Origin of the sequence: Variovorax sp. SG517 (genome assembly GCF_013376045.1) — a bacterium.
In the GTDB taxonomy this organism is placed as follows: Bacteria; Pseudomonadota; Gammaproteobacteria; order Burkholderiales; family Burkholderiaceae_C; genus Variovorax.
In genome coordinates this window covers 70,080-89,844 of the sequence record NZ_JABMJG010000005.1, presented here as the reverse complement: position 1 = coordinate 89,844, position 19,765 = coordinate 70,080, and the positions used below count along the sequence as shown (strand labels likewise).

Below are 19,765 nucleotides of genomic sequence, written 5' to 3'. Positions count from 1 at the left end.
TCAGGACTTCCCGGGGCACGAGAAGCTGTTCATCTGCGACAGGCGCAGCGGGTTGTAGACGCTGTTGGCCGTGACCGCGAGCACCACCTTCTTGCCCTGCAGGTCGAAGCTGGCGTTGAAGGATTCGGGCGAGCTGCCGGCGGAGATGGAAGCCTTGTCGAACAGCCGGTGCAGCGCCCACGGACCTTCGGTCACGATGCCGCCGGCCGGCGTGCCATTGGCGGTGGTCACCTGCAGGCGCACCTGGTTGCTGTTGCGCGGGCCCGGCCACTTGATGGTGCTGGGCGCCTGCGGGCCATGCGCGTAGCGCACCGTCTGGCCGTCGACGTCGAGCGTGAACTGCGTGAGCTGCGCGTCCATGTCCTCCGGCCGGATGTCGATGGTGAACGAGGGCGTGCGCCCGCCCGCCATGCCCGAGAAGAACACGTCGCGGATGGCCTGCGCCTTCTGGAACGAATCGAGATACGCCGAGCGCCCGGCGGCGCTGCCGTCCACGCCGCGCTTGAAGGCCCAGGGGTTGACCGAAGTGTCGACCTGCGTGATGAGGTTCTTCTGGAAGAAGTCGTCCATCATCCCGCCCGGCGCGAACAGCTGCGCGAAGTCGCCCGAGGCCACGTCGCGGTTGGAGCCGCGCGTGAACGGGTAGCGCCCCGCGATCGCCTGGTTGCAGAACGAGCCGATGCTCGCCGCCGCGCTCTGCCCGATGTTCTGCCGCGTCACCGCCGCCGCCTTCGACGACGCGGTGGCGGACAGGTCGTTCAGCATGCCCTGGAACGGCACCGGCAGGCGCCCCGCCTCGGCCTGCACCTTGGTGACGGCGTCGCTGGTCGGCGGGATGTTGCCGCTGCGCAGCGCGGTGTCGGTGGCGGTGAGGAAGTTGTAGAGCTCGTTGATGAGCGCGGCCGTCGCGTCGATGGGCGCCTGCCCGCCCTGCTTGGGCGCGGTGACCATGCGGCGCAGCGGCTCGAAGTGGTTGTCCACCAGCGACTCGGGGCGGTCCAGGCGCGTGTTGCGGCGCTGGCTGCCGTCGGGCTGTCCGATGAGCTGCTCGATGCGCTCTCGCGTGCTCTGCACGCGGTTCTGCGCCTGGTCGAGCAGGCTGCGCGCGGCCTCGTCGTGGTTGCGCAGCAGGTCGGTCTCGCGCGCGGCGCCGCGGATGATGCGCGACATCGGCGACTCGGCGGTGGAAAGCACGCGCGTCATCTGGATGCTCTGCAGCAGCGAGCGGCTGTCGGCCAGGCGGATGTCGACGAGGTAGTCGTCCCACACCTTGATGTAGTCGGTGAGGTAGAGCCGGCGCACCTCGCGCAGCAGCAGCTCGCGCGAGGTGATGTCGGCGATGCCGGGCGCGCGGATCTGCAACACCCAGCGGTCTTCCTGCTCGAGCGAGAGCGCGGTCTCGGCCATGCGCTTGTCGAAGATGTCCCAGTAGCCGCGGTAGGTGAAGAGCGTGGGAATTCCGTCGGTCAGCGGCCTGCCGCTCGCGCGCCGGATGACCAGCGCCGACTCGGCGCCGCCCGCCTCTGCGATGGTGAAGGCGTTGGGCGGACTGGTCTGCAGCAGGATGCGGCGCAGCCGCGCGTACGAGCGCTGCGCCAGCGGCACGCCGGCCAGGCGCTCGCGCGTCTGCGTGATGAGCCTGTCGTCCTTGGCGAAGGGCGAGGCCACCACGCGGCCGGCGAACAGCGCCTTCAGGTGCGACTCGAGGTTGGCACGCTGCTCGCGGGTGAGCGAGGCGCCGATCTTGCGATCGACGTCGGTGAGGAGCCACGCCTGCAGGAAGTCGGCGTCGTAGCGCTCGGCGTCGTACAGCATGAGGTAGGCCTTGAGCGCCTCGTAGCTGTATTCGGCGTCGTTCTTCGCGGCTTCGCGCAGCGACTGCTCCACGCGCTGCGCGGCCTGCGGCAGCAGCACGGTTTCGAGCGCGCGCTGGTAGACGCCGTCGGTGGCCGCCTGCAGCTTCTCGCCCTGGTAGAGGCCGAAGCGGTAGGAGGTGGGCGGATCGGCAATGTCGAAGTGGCTGGACTTCGGCAGGTCGCGCAGCTTGTCGAGCACGAGCAGCGAGCTGGCGATGTCGCCGCTGGTGTCGACCACCGTGGGCAGCTCGCCGCGCGCCGCGGCCTTGTTGAAGGCCTTGGCGTTGGCGTCGACCTCGGCCACGTAGTCCTTGTTGTTGCGCCAGCTGTTCACGCAGGCGCCGAGGAACAGCACCAGCAACACGCCGATCACGCTGTAGCCCGCGATGTCGATGGCCCGCTTGCGGCGGTACCAGCGCAGGTTGGTGCCGGCCACGCCCGCGTCGCGGAAGATCACCTGCTGCAGCAGCTCCTTCAGGAAGTAGCTCTTGCCCGGGCCCGGCGGCGGCGCCGGCGGCGCGTTGACCTGCAGGTAGCGCTTGATGGCGCCCATCACGCGGTCGAAGGCCGTGCCTTCCTGCGTGCCGCTGGTGAAGTACACGCCGCGCAGCATCGATGCGGCCTCGAACTTCGACGGGTTGAACACGTCGGCCAGGAAGGTGCCGAGGATGTCCTCGAAGCTCGCGAACTGCTGCGGCAGCAGGTAGGCCTGCGCGCGGCGCATCGGGTCAGACTCGGCCGCCAGCAGCTCGGGCAGGCGCTCGTCCAGGCGCTGGTGCAGCAGCTTGTATTCCTGGTGGAAGCGCTCGCGCAGGTCGCCGCCCACGGGCGCAGCCGCGCCCTTGCCGGCCTTCTTGTTCGCCGGGTTGCCCTGGATCGGGAAGGTGAAGCCCCACACCTGCTGCCGCTCGGTGCGGCCCAGCGAGCCGAAGTACTCGTTGAAGCCGGCCAGCAGGTCGGTCTTGGTGACGAGCACGTACACCGGGAAGTCGATGCCCAGGTCGTTGCGCAGCTCCAGCAGCCGCTTGCGCAGCGCCATCGCGTGGCGCGCGCGCTGGGCGTCGTCGGCCAGCGGCAGGTCGGCAATGCTGATGGTGAGGATCGCGCCGTTGATCGGCTGGCGAGGGCGGAACTTCTTCAGGAGCTCGATGAAGCCTTTCCACTCGCTCTCGTCGGTTTCGCGGTTGCTCTCGTGCGTGGTGTAGCGCCCGGCCGTGTCGATCAGCACTGCCTCGTTGGTGAACCACCAGTCGCAGTTGCGCGTGCCGCCAATGCCGCGCACTGCGGCCTTGCCGAGCTGGTCGGCCAGCGGGAAGTCGAGATCGGAGTTGACCAGCGCGGTGGTCTTGCCCGAGCCCGGCGCGCCGATGAAGATGTACCAGGGCAGCTGGTAGAGGTACTGGCGGTCGAACAGCGAGAAGCGGCTTGCGGGCTTGCCGTCGGCATCAGCGCCGAAGCGCATGTTCTTCAGGATGTTCGTGGCGTCGGTGAAGCCGCTTTGCAGCTCCTTGATCTCGGGCGCGTCCTCGGGCTTGGCCTCCTTCTCGCTCTTGGAAGGCGTGCGCAGCTGGTTGAGCAGCTGCGCGTTGAGCCGGCGCTCGCGCCACTTGCGGTAGATGACGCGCACGATCCAGATCGCGAACATCAGCACGATGACCACGATGCGCACGATCTCGTCCTCGAGCGGGCGATAGCGGCCCACGGCGATGGCCGGACCGATCACCCAGATCAGGAAGGCGAGCGCGACCAGGCCCAGGAAGACCCAGAGGTCGCGGCTGATGAGAAAACGGAAGATGGCGCGCAGCATCAGCGGTTGCCTCCGGGCTGACGTGCGGGAGCGGGTGCGACGGGCGCAGCGGCGGCCACGGGCGCGGTTGCGCCCGGCGCCACCAGCAGCGTCACTTCGACGCGCCGGTTGCGCGCGCGATTGGCCGGGGAGTCGTTGGGCACGAGCGGGTCGGCGTCACCGCGGCCTTCGGCGCGCAGGCGCTCCGGCCGCGCAATGCGCGCTGCGATCATCTTCTTCACCGCGTCGGCGCGGGCCTGGGAGAGTTGCCAATTGGAGGGAAAGCGCACGCTGCGGATCGGCTGGTCGTCGCTGAAGCCGCTGACCAGCACGTTGCCTTCGACGGAATTGAGCGCGTCGGCCACGCGCACCAGCACCGGCGCATAGCGGTCGAGCACGCGGTCGGAGCCCGAGGCGAAGAGGCCGTCGCCGCGCAGCACCACGACACTGCGATCAGCCTCGTCGCGCACGGTCAGCAGGCCTTCGCGGATCTCGGGCTCGAGGAAACGCTGCAGGCGCGGCACCGGCGCCGGCATGACGACCGCGCGTTCGGCCTGCGGCAGGCGCACCGCGTTGACGGCCGCGAAGGCGCCGTCGGAATGGCCCGCGAGATTGAAGGTGAGGAACGCGAACACGGCCACGAGCAGCACCGCCGCCACCGCACCCACCGCCCACACGGGCAGCCAGTTGCGCGCGCGGCGCACCGGTGCGCTGCCGTCCTGCCAGTGCGGCGACAGCGGCACCGGGATCTCGCCGCGTGCCTGCCGGATGATCTGCAGCAGCCGCTGCTTGAGCGTCTCCAGCTGCGAACGGCCGTTGTCGATGACGCGGAAGCGCCCTTCGAAGCCCATCGCCAGGCAGAAGTAGATGAGCTCGATCAGGTGCAGGTGCTGCTGCGGGTTCTGCACCAGGCGCGACAGGAGCTGGAAGAACTTCTCCCCGCCCCAGGTCTCGTTGTGGAACATCACCAGCAGGCTCTGCGACGACCAGATGCTGCCGCCCCAGGGCGTGAGCGCCGCGGCCTCGTCGACCGCGGTGCACAGGCAGTAGCGCGCACCGATGATCACCTCGGGCGCAATGCCCGCCTGCTGCGCGCGCGTCTCGAAACGGCGGACCTCGTCGACGAGGTGCTCGCGCAACTGAGAAGGCGCGGGATGGTGGCCGGTGGCGCGGATCTGCGGAATCAGGTCGAGCAGCGGATTGGCCGCGGCCACCAGCGGGTTGTTGCCGGCCAGCGCCGTGTCGCCCGCATGCGGACGCCGCGCGTCATGCCAGGCGGTGAAGGAGTCGGGTTGCGCACCGAGTCCGCGCTGTGCCGCGGGCATGCCGCCCGCATCGGCGTTGCCGCCACCCGGATTCGGCGGCACGAAGCCTCCCGGGCCGACGGCCATGTCGTTGACACCGTTCATAGAGTCCCTCACGGACGGATGGCCCAGAACTCCATGGCCAGACCGGGAAAGTCACCGGCCAGGTGCATTGCCACGCCGCCCGATTTCTCGAGCTGGCGCCACATGTCGCCGCTTTTGTCGAGTTCGAAGTAGTGATAGCCCGCGTTGTACGGAATCTGCCGCGGCGCAACCGGCAGCGGACGCACCACCACGCCCGGCAGCTGCAGCTGCACGAGGTCGCGGATGCGCTCGACCGAGCCGATCTTCACCTGCGTGGGGAAGCGCTGCTGAATGGCGTCGGCCGGCAGGTCGGCATGCACCGCGAGCACGAAGCCGGCGTTGCGCACCAGCACCGGGTCGGGCATGCGGCCCACGCGCACGCCGTGGCTGCGCTCCTCCAGTTCGATGGCGATCGCGCTCTGCTCGAGCACGGCCGACAGCGATCGCCGAAGCTCTTCGAGCAGCGGGCGGATGCACTCGTTGAGGTTGTCGTGGTCGTAGATCGGCCACAGCACCGGACGGCGCGTGGGCGAGGTGTGCGTGGCCAGGTGGCAGGCCAGCTTGAGCCAGTCGACGAAGAGCTCTTCCGGGTGCACCTGCACCGCCTGCTGCGCATGCCAGGTGAGCGCGAGATAGCGGTTGACCAGTTCGAGCAGCAGGAAGTCGGAGACTTCGCTCACGCCGCCGCGCCCCGGTTGCGAGAGGCGCGAGGCCAGAGCTTCGGAGCGCTGCGTGAGCAGGCCGTGCAGCTCCGCGATCATGCTGCGCAGCATGGCGTGCGCGGAAGCATCGAGCACCGGCGGAATGTAGTTGGCGTCCACCACCAGCTTGTGGTCGGTGCGCCGCTCGATCACGCGAACCGCGCCAATCGCCTGCCATTCGGCGGTAAGGGAAGAAGCGCGCGCGAGCCGCAGGCGCGGCGCGGCGAGCTGCAGCACTGCCGGGCCGAGCGCGACGGCATTGCCGTCGTTCACTTCGCGCTCGATCACGCCGAAGCGCGCAGCGGAGCCCTCGTCTTCCGAGAAGATGACTTCCTCGCTGCCGGGCCTGCGCAACGGGAGCGCGAGAACGATGAGTTCGTCGGTGAGATCGCTCGGTACTTCATAAGGAAGCGGTGCGTCTTCCGCGCCGAACGAGAAGGGCGTGCCGTCGGGCATCACGCCCGCGCCGCCGAGCAGCGACACACGGCCCAGGGCATACGCGTCGCGGTCGATGTCCAGGTGCAGCCAGCCCCAGTAGGCGCCTTGCAGACCCGCGGTGCGCCGGGTCACGTACTGCTCGACATAGCGTTCCATTTGCTGGAAGTGCTGGGGGCGCAGGTACATGCCCTCGGACCACACAACGCGATTCGCCAATGCCTGCGGATGGGCGCCGTTCTTTGCAGCGCCCGAATTGCGAACTGTCACCAAAAAGACCTCCTGGGGAGTGCTCACGCCGAAGCGGGAGATGCGCTGATTAGCGGCCTCCCGGTCCACTTGTTTTGCTCTCGATGCTACACGTCGCGTCTTACGTTTTGCACCGCATTTCGCTTATGAATTTTTCGCACTTTGGTACTAGTCATTGAGTACCTTCAGTGCAAAGTTAACGACTTGGTAGCAGCTCTATGCCCGCCTTGCGCACGACGACCTGCACGGCCTGCTCGCTCGGCGAGAACTGCCACACCTTGTACAGGTTCGTCTGCTTGGGCTCCTTCAGCGGCAGCACGATGCGCCAGCGAGCGGCCTCCAGCTTGCGATAGCCCGCGATGATGCCGATGGCGCGCGAGTCGAGACCGGCCTCGCGCTTGAACACGCGCTCCTCGCCGCTGCGCATGATGGCCTGGTCGGCATTGACCAGTTCGGTGCTCAGCGTCTCTCTGTCACGGTCCTGTAATGCAAAGTAGTCTGCCGTCTCGAAGTTGCCGGAAGATTTCAATTCGAAGACCTTGACGAGGATGGGAGCGGCCTGCCCCCGGCCGTCGGGATTGACGCCTTCGTCGATCCTGATGGTGACGGCGTAGGGCGTGGGCATGGACTTGGCCGTCGATGCGCATCCGCTGATGAGGCCCGCCCACAACGGTGTGGTTGCGAGTGCGCCTTGTAGCAAGCTTCGTCGATGCATTGGAATCTCCCGGGGTTCGCGGCTTATATTATCGAAGTCATGCGCCCTTACGATGGCGCATCGCGTGCATGCCGTGTCGCGATCAAGCGGCACACCATTCCAAGCATTGCCTTTTCATTGCTTCTGCAAGGTAGGAGAGAAGATTGAAGTCATGTCTGCCTGCTCTGGCGTTCGCTCTTTTGGTCGTCGCCGGTTGCACGACCACCCCGCCGCCGGAGCCAGCGCCCCAACCCGAACGACTGAGCCAGCAAGTGGCGCGCACCACGCTCGAGAAGGCGCAACAGGCGTATGACGAAGGCGACTATGCCAAGGCACTCAGCACGCTCAAGAGCGGCGGCGTGTCGGTGTTCGAGGCCGCGGAGCCTTCCACGCGCCTCGACGCGATGAAGCTCGAGGCCTTCAGCTACTGCGTGGCCAACCAGATCCCCGAGTGCCGCCTGCAATTCCGCAAGATCCTCGACGCGTTCCCGACCTTCGAGCTCAACGTGGCGGAGCGCAAGCATCCGGTGTGGGGCCCCGCGTTCGAGGCCGCCAAGCGAATGAAGCGTTGATGAAGAGCATCGCGGCCGCACGGGCGCCGCGGCGCGGGAAGACCAACACGGAGAAGCCATGCGTTGGACAGTGATCGAACACGCGGGCAGGCCGGTGGCCACGGGCCCTTCGGCATTGCTTGCCGCCCCCGGAGGAACGATCGGACGCAGCCCCGACAACAACCTCGTGCTGCCCGACGAGCAGCGCCAGATCTCGCGCCTGCAGGCCACCGTGCGCTATGACGACGACGGCGTGGCGGTGCTGCGCAACATGAGCGCCGTGCTGCCGATCAGCGTGAACGGACGCCCGCTCGCGCACGAGCAGGAAGCGCGCGTGGCCGATGGCGACCGCGTGGCGATCGGCAGCTATGTGCTGGAAGCTTCGAGCGCATTGCGCGCCGCGCCGACGGCCGCACCGCCGATGGCCGCGATGCCCGTGCACGCGCCTCCTCCTGCCTTTGCACCCGAACCCGTACCTTCGCCAGCGCCCGCGCAGTTCGCACCGCCGCCAATGGCCGCGCCGATGTCGGCCAGCCCCATCGATGCGCTGCTGCCTTCCTCCGGCTCGTCCGACGTGTTCTCCGACCTGTTCGGCGAAGGCGCGCTACCCATCGGCGACACCCAACCCACGGTCGCGATGCCATCGCCGCGGCAGGCAACGCCGCCGATGCCGCCGCCGACGGCTTTCGCGCCGGCACCATCGCCGGCATCGACACCGACGCCGGGACCGAACGAAGCCTTCGGCTCGCCCTTCCCCCTCCAGCAGCAGTACCAACAGCCGCCAGCACCTCCTGCGGTGCAGCCGCCGCAGAAGCCGAGGCCGGGCACGGCCTCGTCGCAGATGCCTTCCGCCGCGGACTGGGACGCCATCCTCGCCAACGCGCCGCGCCGCGTCGACACCACGCCCGAGCCGATGCCCGATCCGATGGCGCACGAGCCCTTCGAGCTGCCCTCGCAGGCGCGCCGCAACCCGGTCGACCCGCTCGCCGAACTGAACCCCGGCGCCGCCAACGACATGTCGGACATGGCGCTGAAGCGCGGTGTCGACCCGCTGTCCTTCTTCGCCTCCGACGAGAGCGCGCATTCGCCTCTTTCCGACCCGCGCCCCACGGCGCTGGCGCACACCGATCCGCTGCTGCCTGGCGACACGCATCCGGCGGTCGAACTGCTGCAGAACAACAGGCCGGCGGTGCAGGGGTACAGCCACTCGAACCATGCGCGCGAAGTGGCGGCGCAGTTCCGTCCCCCGACTCCGGTCGCGGTGCCTGCACCTGCGCCCGCATCTGCGCCTGTCGTCGAGCCGCCGAGAGCGGAGGCACCACCTCCGCCCGCACCGGTTCCTCCGCCGCCTCCCCCGCCACCCCCTCCTCCTGCGCCGCCGCCCGCGCCCGAGCCGCCCCCCGTTGCAGCAGCGCCCGTCGCATCGACCGCACCGACGACGGCAGCAGCAGCACCGACCGCGACGCAGCCCGACACAGCGGCAATCGCACCCTCATCGTCGTCAGCGGAAGCCCTCTTCAGGGCCTTCCTCGAAGGCGCCGGCGTGCCCGAGGTCGCCGGCCAGCAGCCGATGGACATCGAGGCCATGCAGCGGCTCGGCCGCATCATGCGCGCCTTCACCGACGGCACGATCGAGCTGCTGTCCTCGCGCGCCATGCTCAAGCGCGAGGTGCGCGCCGAGATCACGATGATCGTGGACGAGGAGAACAACCCGTTCAAGATCCTGCCCAATGGCCGCGCCGTGCTGATGCAGATGTTCGGCGCGCGCATGCCCGGCTTCCTGCCGCCCGAGGCCGCCGTGCACGACGCGCTCGGCGACCTGCAGTCGCACCAGCTCGGCATGGTCGCCGGCATGCGCGCCGCGCTGCTCACGCTGCTCAAGCGCTTCGACCCCGCCGCGCTCAGCCGCGAGACTCCGCACGATGGAAGCCTGGGCGAGAAGCTGCTGCCCGGCGGCCGCGAAGCCCGCCTGTGGCGCCAGCTGCAGCAGCTGCACACCGAGACCACGGCGGCGGTCGAGGACGACTTCCAGGCCGTCTTCGGCCGCGCGTTCCAGCAGGCCTACGACAAGGAGATGGAACGGCTGAAGGAGGCGCGCCGTGCTTGAAGCCACACGCTCTTCCTCTTCATTCGCAGTACCGATCTCCACCTCGCAGTTCTCCTGCGTCGGCGAGCGCAGCGGCAACCAGGACGCCATCGGCTACCACCTCGACGAGCGCAACGGCTGCTTCGTGGTGAGCGACGGCGTGGGCGGCAACGCAGGCGGCGAACTGGCTTCGCGCATCGCGGTCGACACTGCCCTCGATGCCTTCGTGGATGCTCCTTCGCTGGCCGCCGACAACATCCAGCGCTGCGTGAAGGCGGCCAACGACGCCATCCTCGCGAAGCAGCGCGAGCTGACCGAACAAAGCCGCATGAGCGCGACCTTCGTGTCGCTCTTCGTCGACCGCATCACCAACCAGGCCTGCTGGGCGCATGTGGGCGACAGCCGCCTCTACTGGTTCCGACGCGGTGCGCTGATGCAGCGCACGGAGGATCACAGCCTGTCGGAGCGATCCGGCGATGCGGCTGCGAGCCATCAGAACGGCGGCGAGCGGCTCGTGAAGACCAACCTGCTGTACCGCGCACTCGGTGCGCGTGCGACGGCCGAGGCCACGATCACCGCGCCGCAGCGCCTGGCCGATGGCGATGCCTTCCTGCTTTGCACCGACGGGTTGTGGCAGCTGATCTCGCAGCAGGTGATGGAACGTTCGCTGCAGTTGGCCGACAGCGCGGAGGAGTGGCTGGCGCTGATCCGGCGCGCGGCTGAAGCCAAGGCCGATGATTCGCAGGACAACTACTCGGCGCTGGCGGTGTGGGTGGGGTTTCCGCAGCAGGTGACGCTGGCGGGTGCTCCCAGGGCGGCGTGAGCTTCGCCCGCCCTTCGTGCTTCTTCTCTTTTTCTTCTCTTTTCTTCTCTCGCTCTCAGGCCATCAGCACGAGGATCTTGGGCTGGCTCGGCACAATCCGCATGCCCATCGTGTTGCCGCGGTTCTGCCGTGTCATGCTCGTCAGGCGCGTCTGCGGCGATCCCTTGACGAGCATCGTGAACGCGCCCAGCGTGTGCTGCGATTCGCCCATCACGCTCTGAACCGCCACCCCGAGGCCGATACCCGCGTTGTCGCCGTTGGTGATGGGCGTGCGCGTCGCCAGGTTGTGCGCAGGCGTGCACAGATAGAGGATGTTCCAGGCCTTGGGGATCGCGGTGGGGCCGAGCGCGAAGTTCGGGTAGGGGATCGGGATGGCCGGCGATTTGCAGACGTCCGGAAAGGCGAGATCCACGCCCATGAGCTGGCAATTGGCAAACATTCGATGTCTCCTTCGTATATCGAGAATTTCACATCGGCGATTCAGCCCGATTCAGCCCATGTGAATCTGGCTGGCGTCGGTCTTGATCAGGTCTTGCGCCGTGACGACCGTATTCTTTCCGTGCAGGCGCGCCATTTCCTCGGCGTGATAGTCGATGTGGCCGGCACGCACCTGGTCGATGCCGTCGGTCATGCGGAATGCGGTCTTGCTCAGGTGCACGAGGCGGTCGACGATCGCCTCGTACACCCTTCCGATCACGCGGATACCGAGTGCCGTGACCTGGACTTCTTCGCCCCGGTACGCGAGCTGGCTCACGCTGCAATCGGCCGCGGCGGCGTCGATCTCGAGTTTTTCGGAAGCCATGCGCAGGCTCGTGCCGCCCTTGAGCGACAGCTCCGCCGCGCTCTCGACGCGCACCGAGCCGCGCTCCGAGGCCAGCGTGAGATCGCCGTTCACATCCAGGCGCGAGGTGTTTGCGTCGGCCTGCTCGGCGACTGCCGTGAGGTAGAGGCGGTTCGCGTCAGGACCGCTCACGAGCACGAGGTCGCCGATCTCGGGACGCAGCAGGCAGCTCGCGGCGCGCTGGCAGCGCAGCAGGCGGCCGTCGCTGTCGACGCTGTAGAGGCCGCCGGGCAGCACCGAGGTGACGGTTCCCAGCGCATTGACGACGCCCTCCGCACTCGCACCTGTTCCTGTCCGGGGCGCTGAAGAGCCGGACTGCCCGGTTGGCGGTGATCTCAGGGACGTGGCATTCATGGGGTACCTCGATGTCCTTTTCAGCTGCTGGATCGATGCGCCGAGAACTCCTCGGCAGCGAACAGGTCGGGATCGTTCGGCAGCAGCCCGACGCGGTCCGAAAAACGCACGCCCTCGGTCTGCGCGCGGTGCATCTTCGTGCGCATGAACGCGGCACGCCGGAAATCGGCATCGTGCAGGTCTGCATACGAGAAGTCGGCATAGGTCAGGCCCGTGTCCGCGAAGCTGGCCGCGCCGCAGCGCGCGCGATGGAACACGCACTGCTCAAGATTGGCGCCGGAGAAGTCCGCGCCCTCCAGCTCGGCATCGATCCAGATGCTCTGCGTGAACACGCCACCGGCACAGGGCACGCCTTTCATGTGCGCCTGCGGGAACAGGCATTGCGGCGCCTGCACGCGCCGCAGGTTGCCGCCTTCGAGCTGTGCGCCCTTGAAGTTGCAGGCAGCCAGCGTCGCGCCTTCGAAGTCGCAGTCGCGCAGGTCGGCGTCGGCGAACTGGCAATTCTGGAAGGACTGTCCGCGAAAGACCTGCCCTGACAGGTTGGACTCCACGAAGATCGTCTTGTCGTAGCTGCAGCCGCTGAAGACGGCCGAACGCAGGTCCGTCTGATAGAAGGTCGCGCTAACCCGAACGCGAGAGAAGTCCGCCCGGCGCAGCTTGCAGCTGCTGAAGCTGATTTTCTCGACGCTCATGCCGGCGAACGATGCGTCGTCGAGCATGCAGCTGTCGAAGATGGCGCGCCCCAGATCGGCGCCCGAGAAATCCGCGCCGGAGAGGTTGCATGTCTCGAACATGACGCCATCGAGCTTCGCGCCCGGCATGCGCACCGCCGGTGCTTCGCATCGGGTGAAAACGCACTCGCCGACGGCCGCGGAGCTCAGGTTCGAGCCGGCAAGAACGCATCGGTCGAAGACACTGCCTCCGAGATTCGCACCGGAGAAGTCGGCACCGCTGAAATCACACTCCGAGAACATCCCGCCCGCGAGATCGAAGCCGCGAAAGTCGATCCCGCGCAACTGCTTCTCGCGCACTTCGTCACCGCGCTTGACCATCGACTGGATTCTTGTGGGCGTCATGGCGCGTCCGGTTCCGGCGTGCGCTTGGGCAGCGTCTTGACCTGCACGACATAGGCTTCGTCGAAGCGCGTGTAGGGGTCGATCAGGCATTGACCCAGGTCGGCCTGGAACAGGTTTGCCCGATGGAAGTTGGCCGATGAGAGCAGGGCTTTCTGGAGATTGGCGCCGATCAGATTTGCACCGGACAGCGATGCCCCCGTGAGATCGGTGCGCACGAAGCTCGAGTTCCGCGCATCGGCGTTCTCCAGCACCGAATTGCGCATCGAGGCATTGGAGAAGTCGGTGTTGTCCATTCGCGCGCCGGTGAAATCCGCCGCATCTAGAACGGCATCACGCAGGTTGCAGTCGATCAGCACCGCCCGCCGGAAGCCCGCACCGCCCAGCTTGCTCGCACCGACGAAACAGGTGCTCTCCACACGGGCGTCCGAGAAATCGATGCCGCCACGGGATTCGCTGTCGGTCCAGTCGCAGGTGTCGAGCCCGGCGCCAGCGAACGACAGTCCCGACACCACGCACTCGTACCACGAGACCTTGCGCAGCCGGGCGTGATCGAAGCGGATGCCGTGCAGCTCGCTTCCATCGAGGAAGTCCACGGAGAAAAGCCCCGCACGCTCGAAGCTGCAGTTGCTCAGATGCGCCTTGTCCAGCGTCAGGTTGGCCAGGCTCGCATCGGAGAAGTCGCAGCCTTCGGCCCGCAGCTGGTCGAGCTGGGTGGCGTCGAAGCGGGCGTTCGAGAAATCGGTGTTCACGCACACGGCCATCGTCATGTTGGCCTTGGAGAAATTGGAACTGCGCAGCGAAGAGCCGGCAAAGCGGGCCCGCACCAGCAGTGCCTCGCTGAAATCGGTGTCATCGAGGATGCAGCCGCTGAAGTCGGCGCTTTCCAGGAGCGCGCGCTGCCACCTCGTGGCGCGCAGATCCATGCCCGAAAAGTTCGCTCCGGTGAGGTCGAGATCGGAGAAGTCGCGGCTGCCTTCCAGAATGCGCTGCGCCTCAGCGCGCACGCGCTCGGCCTGCTCGGGCGGCATCGCATCCGCTGCATCCTGATGCTGGGCCATGCGTCGGTAGCTTGCCGTGAGCCGCTCGCTTGCGGCACCGGACAGTCTCTTCATCTGCTCGACCGCATCCTGCGACATCGGCCGCGTGCCCTGCGCGGCGGAACGCTGCTGCAATCGCTCGATGTTGGCCCAGGCATCGAGCTTCGGGGGGCCCTTCTGCTTGGCCGTGGTGCTCAGCGCCATGAGCTTCGAGGTATCGAAACCCGCCTTGCGCGACTCGACCGCATTGGCTTCTGCGGCCGCAGCCATTTCCTTTCGCACGTCTTCGAGCCTGGCGCGCTGATTGGCGATCAGGGCGCGCGTCTTGTCGATGTAGGCAGGCAATTCGCGCATCGAGGCGGGGGGGCGTATCGGCGGCATCTCGCTATCGGCCGCGTCGTAGCGGCCCAGGTCGACGCCGTCGTTCAAGGCCTTTTCCCTGGCCTCGGAACGCATGCGATCGGCGCGCGCCTGGAGGTTCTTCCGCAGCGGTGAAGGCGGTGGCGCCGCGGCATCCAGTTCGGGCCATGGCCCGAGGATACTTTCGGGCATGAGCTGCTCGTCGCGCATGAAGTAGAGCGCGCGGTCCTCCGCCTCGCAGCGGGTCACCAGCACCTCGCGATAGCCGGAGAGCGGCAGTGGCGCCGCCGCGCTCTCCTCCATCGCCATCATCGCGTGGCTGATGTCGGCGGCATCGTCCTGCGTGACGGGGGTCACGCCGTGATAGACCAGGCCCAGGCGCTCCAGATGCGGAAAGAACCAGGCCGTGGTCAGGCGAAGCGGCAGGTCTTCCAGCACCGCGTCGTCGAGCTTGCGCGGATGATGCACGCCGCGCATCACGAAGCCCCGCGCTCGCCAGTCGGGAATACGCCCTCGCAGCAGGGCATGCGCCGGATGCATGTTGACGATCTCGAAGTCGGCGCCGGCCAATTCGCCCTCCTCCGGCGCGAGCCACTGGTCCGGCGGCGCGGCGTTGAAATAGTGCCAGTCCATGTCGAGCGCATAGCCCGGAAAGAGGTTCTGCTTCCAGGGCTCGTCGTATTGCCGGCCGAGGCGCTGCGCGCGCGAAGGCCGCTCGATGTCCACGGGGCCGAAGCCCGCCGGGACAGCCTGCTGATCCTGGCGGTGCAGCATCGCATTCGGCATTTCGATGTTGGGCAGGCGGCGCGTGCGCAGGCCGTTCACGCTCTCGTCCTCGTGCCCGATACCCGCCGGGTTTTCGGCGAAGCCGGGGCCGCCGAAGGCATGCCGCCAGTCGAGCTTCAGTTTCTCGAAAGGCTGCGGCGCGCTCGGATGGCCATTGATCCAGAAACGGTCGCCGGATACGTGCAACGCCTTGGTGCGCGAACCCACCCGTACAGAGACTGCGGTCTGCGTGCGGTCCTGCTGGTGGCAGGTGTAGGCATGGCCCGTCACCAGGAACTCCGGGGTCGCCTTGGGCATGCCCAGGTCGAAGGCTAACTCGCTGCCGAGTTCTTCCGCGAAGGTCTTCCAGCAATCGGGTTCGGGCACGAGCTGCGCATCCGGTCCGAACCCGTCGGTCATGACGATCGCAGTCATTCCGAGCCAATGGCGGCGGTCCTTGATGAAGGGACGGGTGAGCATGCTCATGCGCAGCGGCTTGATGATCTTCATGCAGTTGTTGTGCTCGGGATCTCGACCTGGGTGCGATCGCGATCGATCGCCACCACGGGTGGTGTCGCGTTCGAATACAGGACGTGTACCTTGCTGCCCCTGACGAATCCGTAGAGCAGTTCTTCGTCGATGAAGGTCTTCAGCGTGGCTTCCTGCAGCGCACCCTGGTCGTCCCGATAAGCCAGCCGAAGCTCGGCAGCGGCCATGTCCGCGGCGTGGCGGCCGCGCTTGGTGAGACGCCCCGGGGGGCGCGCGAGCCCGAGCACTTCGGCTTCGCCCCGCCGGGCATTGCCGCGCAGCTCGAGCCAGTGGCGCTCCTCCTGCTTGTACTCCGAATTGGTGAGCACCGCGGACCAGACCAGCGCGACGGAGAACAACAGCGCCGCGATCAGCACGATCGCACCGATGGTGCCGAGCAGGATGTCAGACCACGTCATGCCGGGATGCCTCCTGATGCGACGCGATGCTTCATTGGGTGTTGCTCAAGCCGTTGGTCTCCGTTTCGGTCGCTGCCGCTTCGACCTGCACGGCGGCTTTCTTCAGCTTGATGATTGCGTTTTCCTTGCGCCAGATCCACTCGACCCAGTTCACCGCGGAGAGGTTGACGAACACCGTCGAATTGATCGAGTTCACGCCCGAGGTCTGGATCTTCACGCCGTAGACGTCGGCGGCGGCGCCCGTCGCCGTGGCCTGGTAGCCGGTGCCTTCCTTCACGTTGCGCTGATACCAGGTCTGGCTGTCTGCATTCACTTCCTGCCTGGGCGTGTTGTAGGTCGTCACCTTCGTGTTGATTGTGAAATTGGTGGTGTTGACCGTGTGATCAGTGCTCGTGTAGGTGATGTCGGGCGCCGTGACGGTCTTGGGGCCGGTGACCACGGTGTTGTCCGGCCCCAGCACCAGCTTGCCCTCGAAGGCATTGACGATCTCGACGCGGCCGCTGCAGGTGATCCGGATGTCGGCACCGGCAACCAGCCGCAGTACCGAGCCGTTGACGGTGACGACCACGTCGCCGTTCACGGTCTCGAAGATGCCGCCGTTGACGAGGCGTTTCTCGCCGCCGCTGATGATCTCGGTCGCGCCGCCGGTGATGGTGCGGATTTCTCCGCCAGACACCGTCTCTGTCGCTCCGTCGTGCACGGTGCGGGTCTCGCCGCCGTCGATGGTCTCCACCGCGCCGGCGGTGATGTGGCGCTCCTCGCCCGACTCGAAGGTGGAGGACTCGTGGCCCTTGATGAGCGTGGTGCGCGTCTTCTCGGTGGTGTGGGTCTCGTCGCCCTCCACCTCGGTGTCGAGGTTGCGCTCGGCGTGCAGCAGGATCTGCTCGGCGCCGGTGCGGTCCTCGAAGACGATCGCATTGGCGTTCGCCACCGAACCGCCCTTGGTCGAGCGCGAGACGATGCCGCTCTTGGTATCTTCGGCCGGCAGGTCGAAGGGAGGCATCTGGTCGGCGTTGTAGACGCGGCCGATCACGATGGGACGGTCGATGCGCCCGGAGATGAAGTCGACGATCACCTCCTGGCCTATGCGCGGCACGTGCACCGTGCCGAAGGAGTCTCCCGCCCATGCCTGCGAGACGCGCACCCAGAACGAGCTGTCCTGGTTGTTCTGTCCGACGCGGTCCCAGTGGAACTGCACCTTCACGCGGCCGTACTCGTCGGTCCAGATCTCCTCGCCCTCGGGGCCGACGACCGTGGCGGTCTGCGGGCCGCTGGTGCGCGGCATCGGCGTGCGCCGGGGTGCGCGAAACGGCCTGTCGGCTGGCTGCACGACGAACCCGGCGCCGAACAAGGAGCCGCCCCGCGCATCCGCCGCGGTGGCGTAGCCGCCTTCGCGCCATTCGTAGCGCACCGACACCAGCAGGTATTCGCGGTTGTCGTCGTCGCGCGGGGAGCCGCGCATGGTGAAGCGGTATCCCGGCGCGATGCCGCGCACGGTGGAGTGGCCGACGCTGCGATCCGCGAGCGACTGCGCTTCCTCGAGCCGCACGCGCGCATAGTGCTCGCCATCTCCGGCCGCGCCGTAGTCGCCGATCCACTCGTACATGTCGTAGTCGGCGTTGTCGGTGGCCAGGGGCTGCGCGCGCGTGCTCGACAGGTCGGCCCTGGGCGTGGTGAAGTTGAAGTCGTTGACCGTGTAGCTGCCCGATCGCACTTCTGCCGTTACCTGCCAGTCGTCGATCACCTCGATGTCGTCCGTGATGGCGCGATCGCTGGCGAAGTAGTCGATGCACGCGTAGCCGGGAAGCTCGTCATGGGCCGAGGCATCGTCGGCCAGCACCAGCGTGTGCTGGTTCCTGTCGTGCCTGAACCAGTAGTAGATGCCTTCGAGTTCCATCAGCCGGCTCACGAAGGCGAAGTCCGATTCCTCGTACTGGGCGCAGAAGTCCCAGGCCCTGTAGCTGCCGCTGAGCTTCTTCTCGTAGGCATAGCCGTAGGCGCCGAGCACTTCCTCGATCATCTCGACCGCGGTGCAGCCCTGGAAGGTGCGGCTGTGGCTCGAGCGCGTGAGGTACCACAGCCAGGGACGCACGGTGGCCCTGTAGACCGTGTGGCGCACAGTGCCGCCTTCGCGGCCCGTGCGGGCAAAACGCGTGACCTCGCCATGGAGGAAGCGCGCATCGGCCGCGGTCTTCATCTCCAGCGCCATCGATTTGCCCAGAAGAGACTTGGCATCGATGGACGGGTTGGGGCTGAGCAGCTCGACCTCGAACTCGAACAGTTCCGACAGCGTCTCGCTGCCGTGCATGGCCCTGAAGAGCAACTGATCTTCACCGAGCGGCGTATGCGCGCGAACGACTCTCGTCATGCCGGGGTCCCCCTTGCATCCATGACATTCATTTCACGTTGCTCTTCAGATTGGCGCTGAACACCAGCGGCACCATGGTCCATCGCGTCCCCAGGAAGTTGCGGTTCTTGATGCCGTACTTGATGGCGAGTGGCGCGTCGAGCAGGAACAGGTACGACCAGTTCGCGAAAACGCCGTTGAGCATGGTGTTCATCACTGAGACCTGCGCCTTGATGCCGAAGAGATCGGTGGACCCGATGAAGAGCCGGACGTGCCTGTTCGACACGATGTCCTTCTGCTGGTCGATCCACCCCTGGTCGGCCGCGTTGCCGGTGTAGCCGGGCGTGTTGAGGATCGCCACGTCCGCGTTGAGCGTGTAGTTGGTGGTGTTGACCGTGTAGTTGTCGCTGTTGTAGACCATGGTCGGCGCCGACACGGTCTTCGTTCCCGTCACGGTGGTCGACTGCGGACCGATCACGAGCTTGCCGTCGAGGGCGTTGATGATCTCCAGTCGGCCCGCCGCGGTGATGCGGATGTCCGCCCCCGTCACGAGGCGCATCGTGCTTCCGTTGACCACGAGCAGCACGTCGCCGTTGTCCGTCTCGACGATGCCCCCGGTGACCACACGCGTCTCGCCCCCGCTGATCGTCTCCGTCGCCCCGCCCGTGATCGTGCGCAGCTCCCCGTCGGTCACCGTCTCCGTCGCACCCCCCGTCACCGTGCGCTCTTCCCCTCCGTCGATCGTCTCCACCGCACCCTGCGTGATGTGACGCTCCTCGCCCGACTCGTACGTCGCCGACTCGTGCCCCTTGATCAGCGTCGTGCGCGTCTTCTCGGTCGTGTGTGTCTCGTCCCCTTCCACCTCTACATCGAGGTTGCGCTCCGCGTGCACCAGGATCTGCTCCGCGCCCATCCTGTCCTCGAACACGAAGGCATTGGCCGTGGCCTCCGAGCCGCCCTTGCTCGAGCGCGTGACGATCCCGCTCTTGGTCGCCTCTCCCGGCAGGCTGAACGGCGGCATCTGGTCGGCGTTGTACACACGCCCCACGATCACCGGACGGTCCACCCGTCCCCCGATGAAGTCGACGATCACCTCCTGACCGATGCGCGGCGTGAACACGCCCCCGAACCTCTCGCCCGCCCAGATGTGCGACACCCGCACGAAGCGCGAGCTGTTCTCGTTGCGCTGCCCATACCGGTCCCAGTGGAACTGCACCTTCACCCGACCGTACTGGTCGGTCCAGATCTCCTCGCCTTCAGGCCCCACGACCGTGGCCGTCTGCGGACCGCTCGTGCGCGGCACCGGCGTCTGCCGCGGCGCCCTGAACGCCAGCGCCGTGGGCTGCACCACGAAGTTGAAGTCGTAGGTGCCAGGCTCCGCGCCCGTGGCATACCCGCCTTCTCGCAGCGCGTACGACACCGACACCGCCAGGTACTCCTGGTTGTCGTCCGACCTCGGCGAGTTGCGC

14 protein-coding genes are annotated in these 19,765 nt (G+C 67.1%); 3 read left to right on the top strand and 11 right to left on the bottom strand.

Going from position 1 to position 19,765, the window contains the following annotated elements; all coding sequences use genetic code 11:
- From tssM to tssJ, 4 genes are all read right to left on the bottom strand, one after another.
- On the bottom strand, positions 1-3,663 hold the full coding sequence (gene tssM, locus FHT32_RS16330; protein WP_176665661.1) for a type VI secretion system membrane subunit TssM: 3,663 nt from the start codon (positions 3,661-3,663) through the stop codon (positions 1-3).
- Positions 3,663-5,051: a DotU family type VI secretion system protein gene (locus FHT32_RS16325; protein ID WP_176665660.1), complete on the bottom strand. Its 1,389-nt coding sequence runs from the start codon at positions 5,049-5,051 to the stop codon at positions 3,663-3,665. The genes tssM and FHT32_RS16325 overlap by 1 nt, the downstream gene beginning before the upstream one ends.
- An 8-nt stretch (positions 5,052-5,059) precedes the next feature.
- Positions 5,060-6,355, bottom strand: coding sequence for a type VI secretion system baseplate subunit TssK (tssK, locus tag FHT32_RS16320; protein ID WP_256099049.1), 1,296 nt, complete (start codon positions 6,353-6,355; stop codon positions 5,060-5,062).
- A 256-nt stretch (positions 6,356-6,611) separates the two neighbouring features.
- Positions 6,612-7,130 (bottom strand): type VI secretion system lipoprotein TssJ, encoded by a 519-nt coding sequence (gene tssJ, locus FHT32_RS16315; protein ID WP_176665659.1) that lies wholly within the window; start codon positions 7,128-7,130, stop codon positions 6,612-6,614.
- Between the two features lie 251 nt (positions 7,131-7,381).
- On the opposite strand from tssJ, the gene FHT32_RS16310 reads away from it, so the two are divergent.
- From FHT32_RS16310 to FHT32_RS16300, 3 genes are read left to right on the top strand one after another with little or no spacing between them, the layout of a single operon-like run.
- Positions 7,382-7,681 (top strand): TssQ family T6SS-associated lipoprotein, encoded by a 300-nt coding sequence (locus FHT32_RS16310; protein WP_371132186.1) that lies wholly within the window; start codon positions 7,382-7,384, stop codon positions 7,679-7,681.
- 58 nt (positions 7,682-7,739) lie between these two features.
- Complete coding sequence (gene tagH / locus FHT32_RS16305) at positions 7,740-9,767, top strand: type VI secretion system-associated FHA domain protein TagH (protein ID WP_176665657.1); 2,028 nt, start codon at positions 7,740-7,742, stop codon at positions 9,765-9,767.
- Positions 9,760-10,569 (top strand): protein phosphatase 2C domain-containing protein, encoded by an 810-nt coding sequence (locus FHT32_RS16300; protein ID WP_176665656.1) that lies wholly within the window; start codon positions 9,760-9,762, stop codon positions 10,567-10,569. Before tagH ends, FHT32_RS16300 begins: the two co-directional genes overlap by 8 nt.
- 55 nt (positions 10,570-10,624) lie before the next feature.
- Here the strand turns inward: FHT32_RS16300 and FHT32_RS16295 are convergent, their stop codons facing one another.
- The 7 genes from FHT32_RS16295 to FHT32_RS16265 form a co-directional block, all read right to left on the bottom strand.
- Positions 10,625-11,008 (bottom strand): DUF4150 domain-containing protein, encoded by a 384-nt coding sequence (locus FHT32_RS16295; RefSeq protein WP_176665655.1) that lies wholly within the window; start codon positions 11,006-11,008, stop codon positions 10,625-10,627.
- A gap of 51 nt (positions 11,009-11,059) precedes the next feature.
- On the bottom strand, positions 11,060-11,764 hold the full coding sequence (locus FHT32_RS16290) for a DUF3540 domain-containing protein (RefSeq protein WP_176665654.1): 705 nt from the start codon (positions 11,762-11,764) through the stop codon (positions 11,060-11,062).
- Between the two features lie 20 nt (positions 11,765-11,784).
- Positions 11,785-12,840, bottom strand: a complete 1,056-nt coding sequence (locus FHT32_RS16285; protein WP_256099022.1) for a pentapeptide repeat-containing protein — start codon at positions 12,838-12,840, stop codon at positions 11,785-11,787.
- A complete protein-coding gene (locus FHT32_RS16280; RefSeq protein WP_176665653.1) occupies positions 12,837-15,512 on the bottom strand; it encodes a DUF2169 domain-containing protein in 2,676 nt (891 codons plus the stop codon). The genes FHT32_RS16285 and FHT32_RS16280 overlap by 4 nt, the downstream gene beginning before the upstream one ends.
- Positions 15,509-15,949 (bottom strand): hypothetical protein, encoded by a 441-nt coding sequence (locus FHT32_RS16275; protein WP_176665652.1) that lies wholly within the window; start codon positions 15,947-15,949, stop codon positions 15,509-15,511. The genes FHT32_RS16280 and FHT32_RS16275 overlap by 4 nt, the downstream gene beginning before the upstream one ends.
- Positions 15,950-15,980: 31 nt before the next feature.
- Positions 15,981-18,317: a type VI secretion system Vgr family protein gene (locus FHT32_RS16270; RefSeq protein WP_176665651.1), complete on the bottom strand. Its 2,337-nt coding sequence runs from the start codon at positions 18,315-18,317 to the stop codon at positions 15,981-15,983.
- Between the two features lie 28 nt (positions 18,318-18,345).
- On the bottom strand, positions 18,346-19,765 hold a 1,420-nt coding region (locus FHT32_RS16265), incomplete at its 5' end, for a type VI secretion system Vgr family protein (RefSeq protein ID WP_256099021.1).

Bases quoted from the DNA above. Each gene is read 5' to 3' on its own strand.
- tssM (WP_176665661.1), bottom strand. From the start codon at position 3,663: ATGCTGCGCGCCATCTTCCGTTTTCTCATCAGCCGCGACCTCTGGGTC.
- FHT32_RS16325 (WP_176665660.1), bottom strand. From the start codon at position 5,051: ATGAACGGTGTCAACGACATGGCCGTCGGCCCGGGAGGCTTCGTGCCG.
- tssK (WP_256099049.1), bottom strand. From the start codon at position 6,355: ATGTACCTGCGCCCCCAGCACTTCCAGCAAATGGAACGCTATGTCGAG.
- tssJ (WP_176665659.1), bottom strand. From the start codon at position 7,130: ATGCATCGACGAAGCTTGCTACAAGGCGCACTCGCAACCACACCGTTG.
- tagH (WP_176665657.1), top strand. From the start codon at position 7,740: ATGCGTTGGACAGTGATCGAACACGCGGGCAGGCCGGTGGCCACGGGC.
- FHT32_RS16295 (WP_176665655.1), bottom strand. From the start codon at position 11,008: ATGTTTGCCAATTGCCAGCTCATGGGCGTGGATCTCGCCTTTCCGGAC.
- FHT32_RS16290 (WP_176665654.1), bottom strand. From the start codon at position 11,764: ATGAATGCCACGTCCCTGAGATCACCGCCAACCGGGCAGTCCGGCTCT.
- FHT32_RS16285 (WP_256099022.1), bottom strand. From the start codon at position 12,840: ATGACGCCCACAAGAATCCAGTCGATGGTCAAGCGCGGTGACGAAGTG.
- FHT32_RS16280 (WP_176665653.1), bottom strand. From the start codon at position 15,512: ATGAAGATCATCAAGCCGCTGCGCATGAGCATGCTCACCCGTCCCTTC.
- FHT32_RS16275 (WP_176665652.1), bottom strand. From the start codon at position 15,949: ATGACGTGGTCTGACATCCTGCTCGGCACCATCGGTGCGATCGTGCTG.
- FHT32_RS16270 (WP_176665651.1), bottom strand. From the start codon at position 18,317: ATGACGAGAGTCGTTCGCGCGCATACGCCGCTCGGTGAAGATCAGTTG.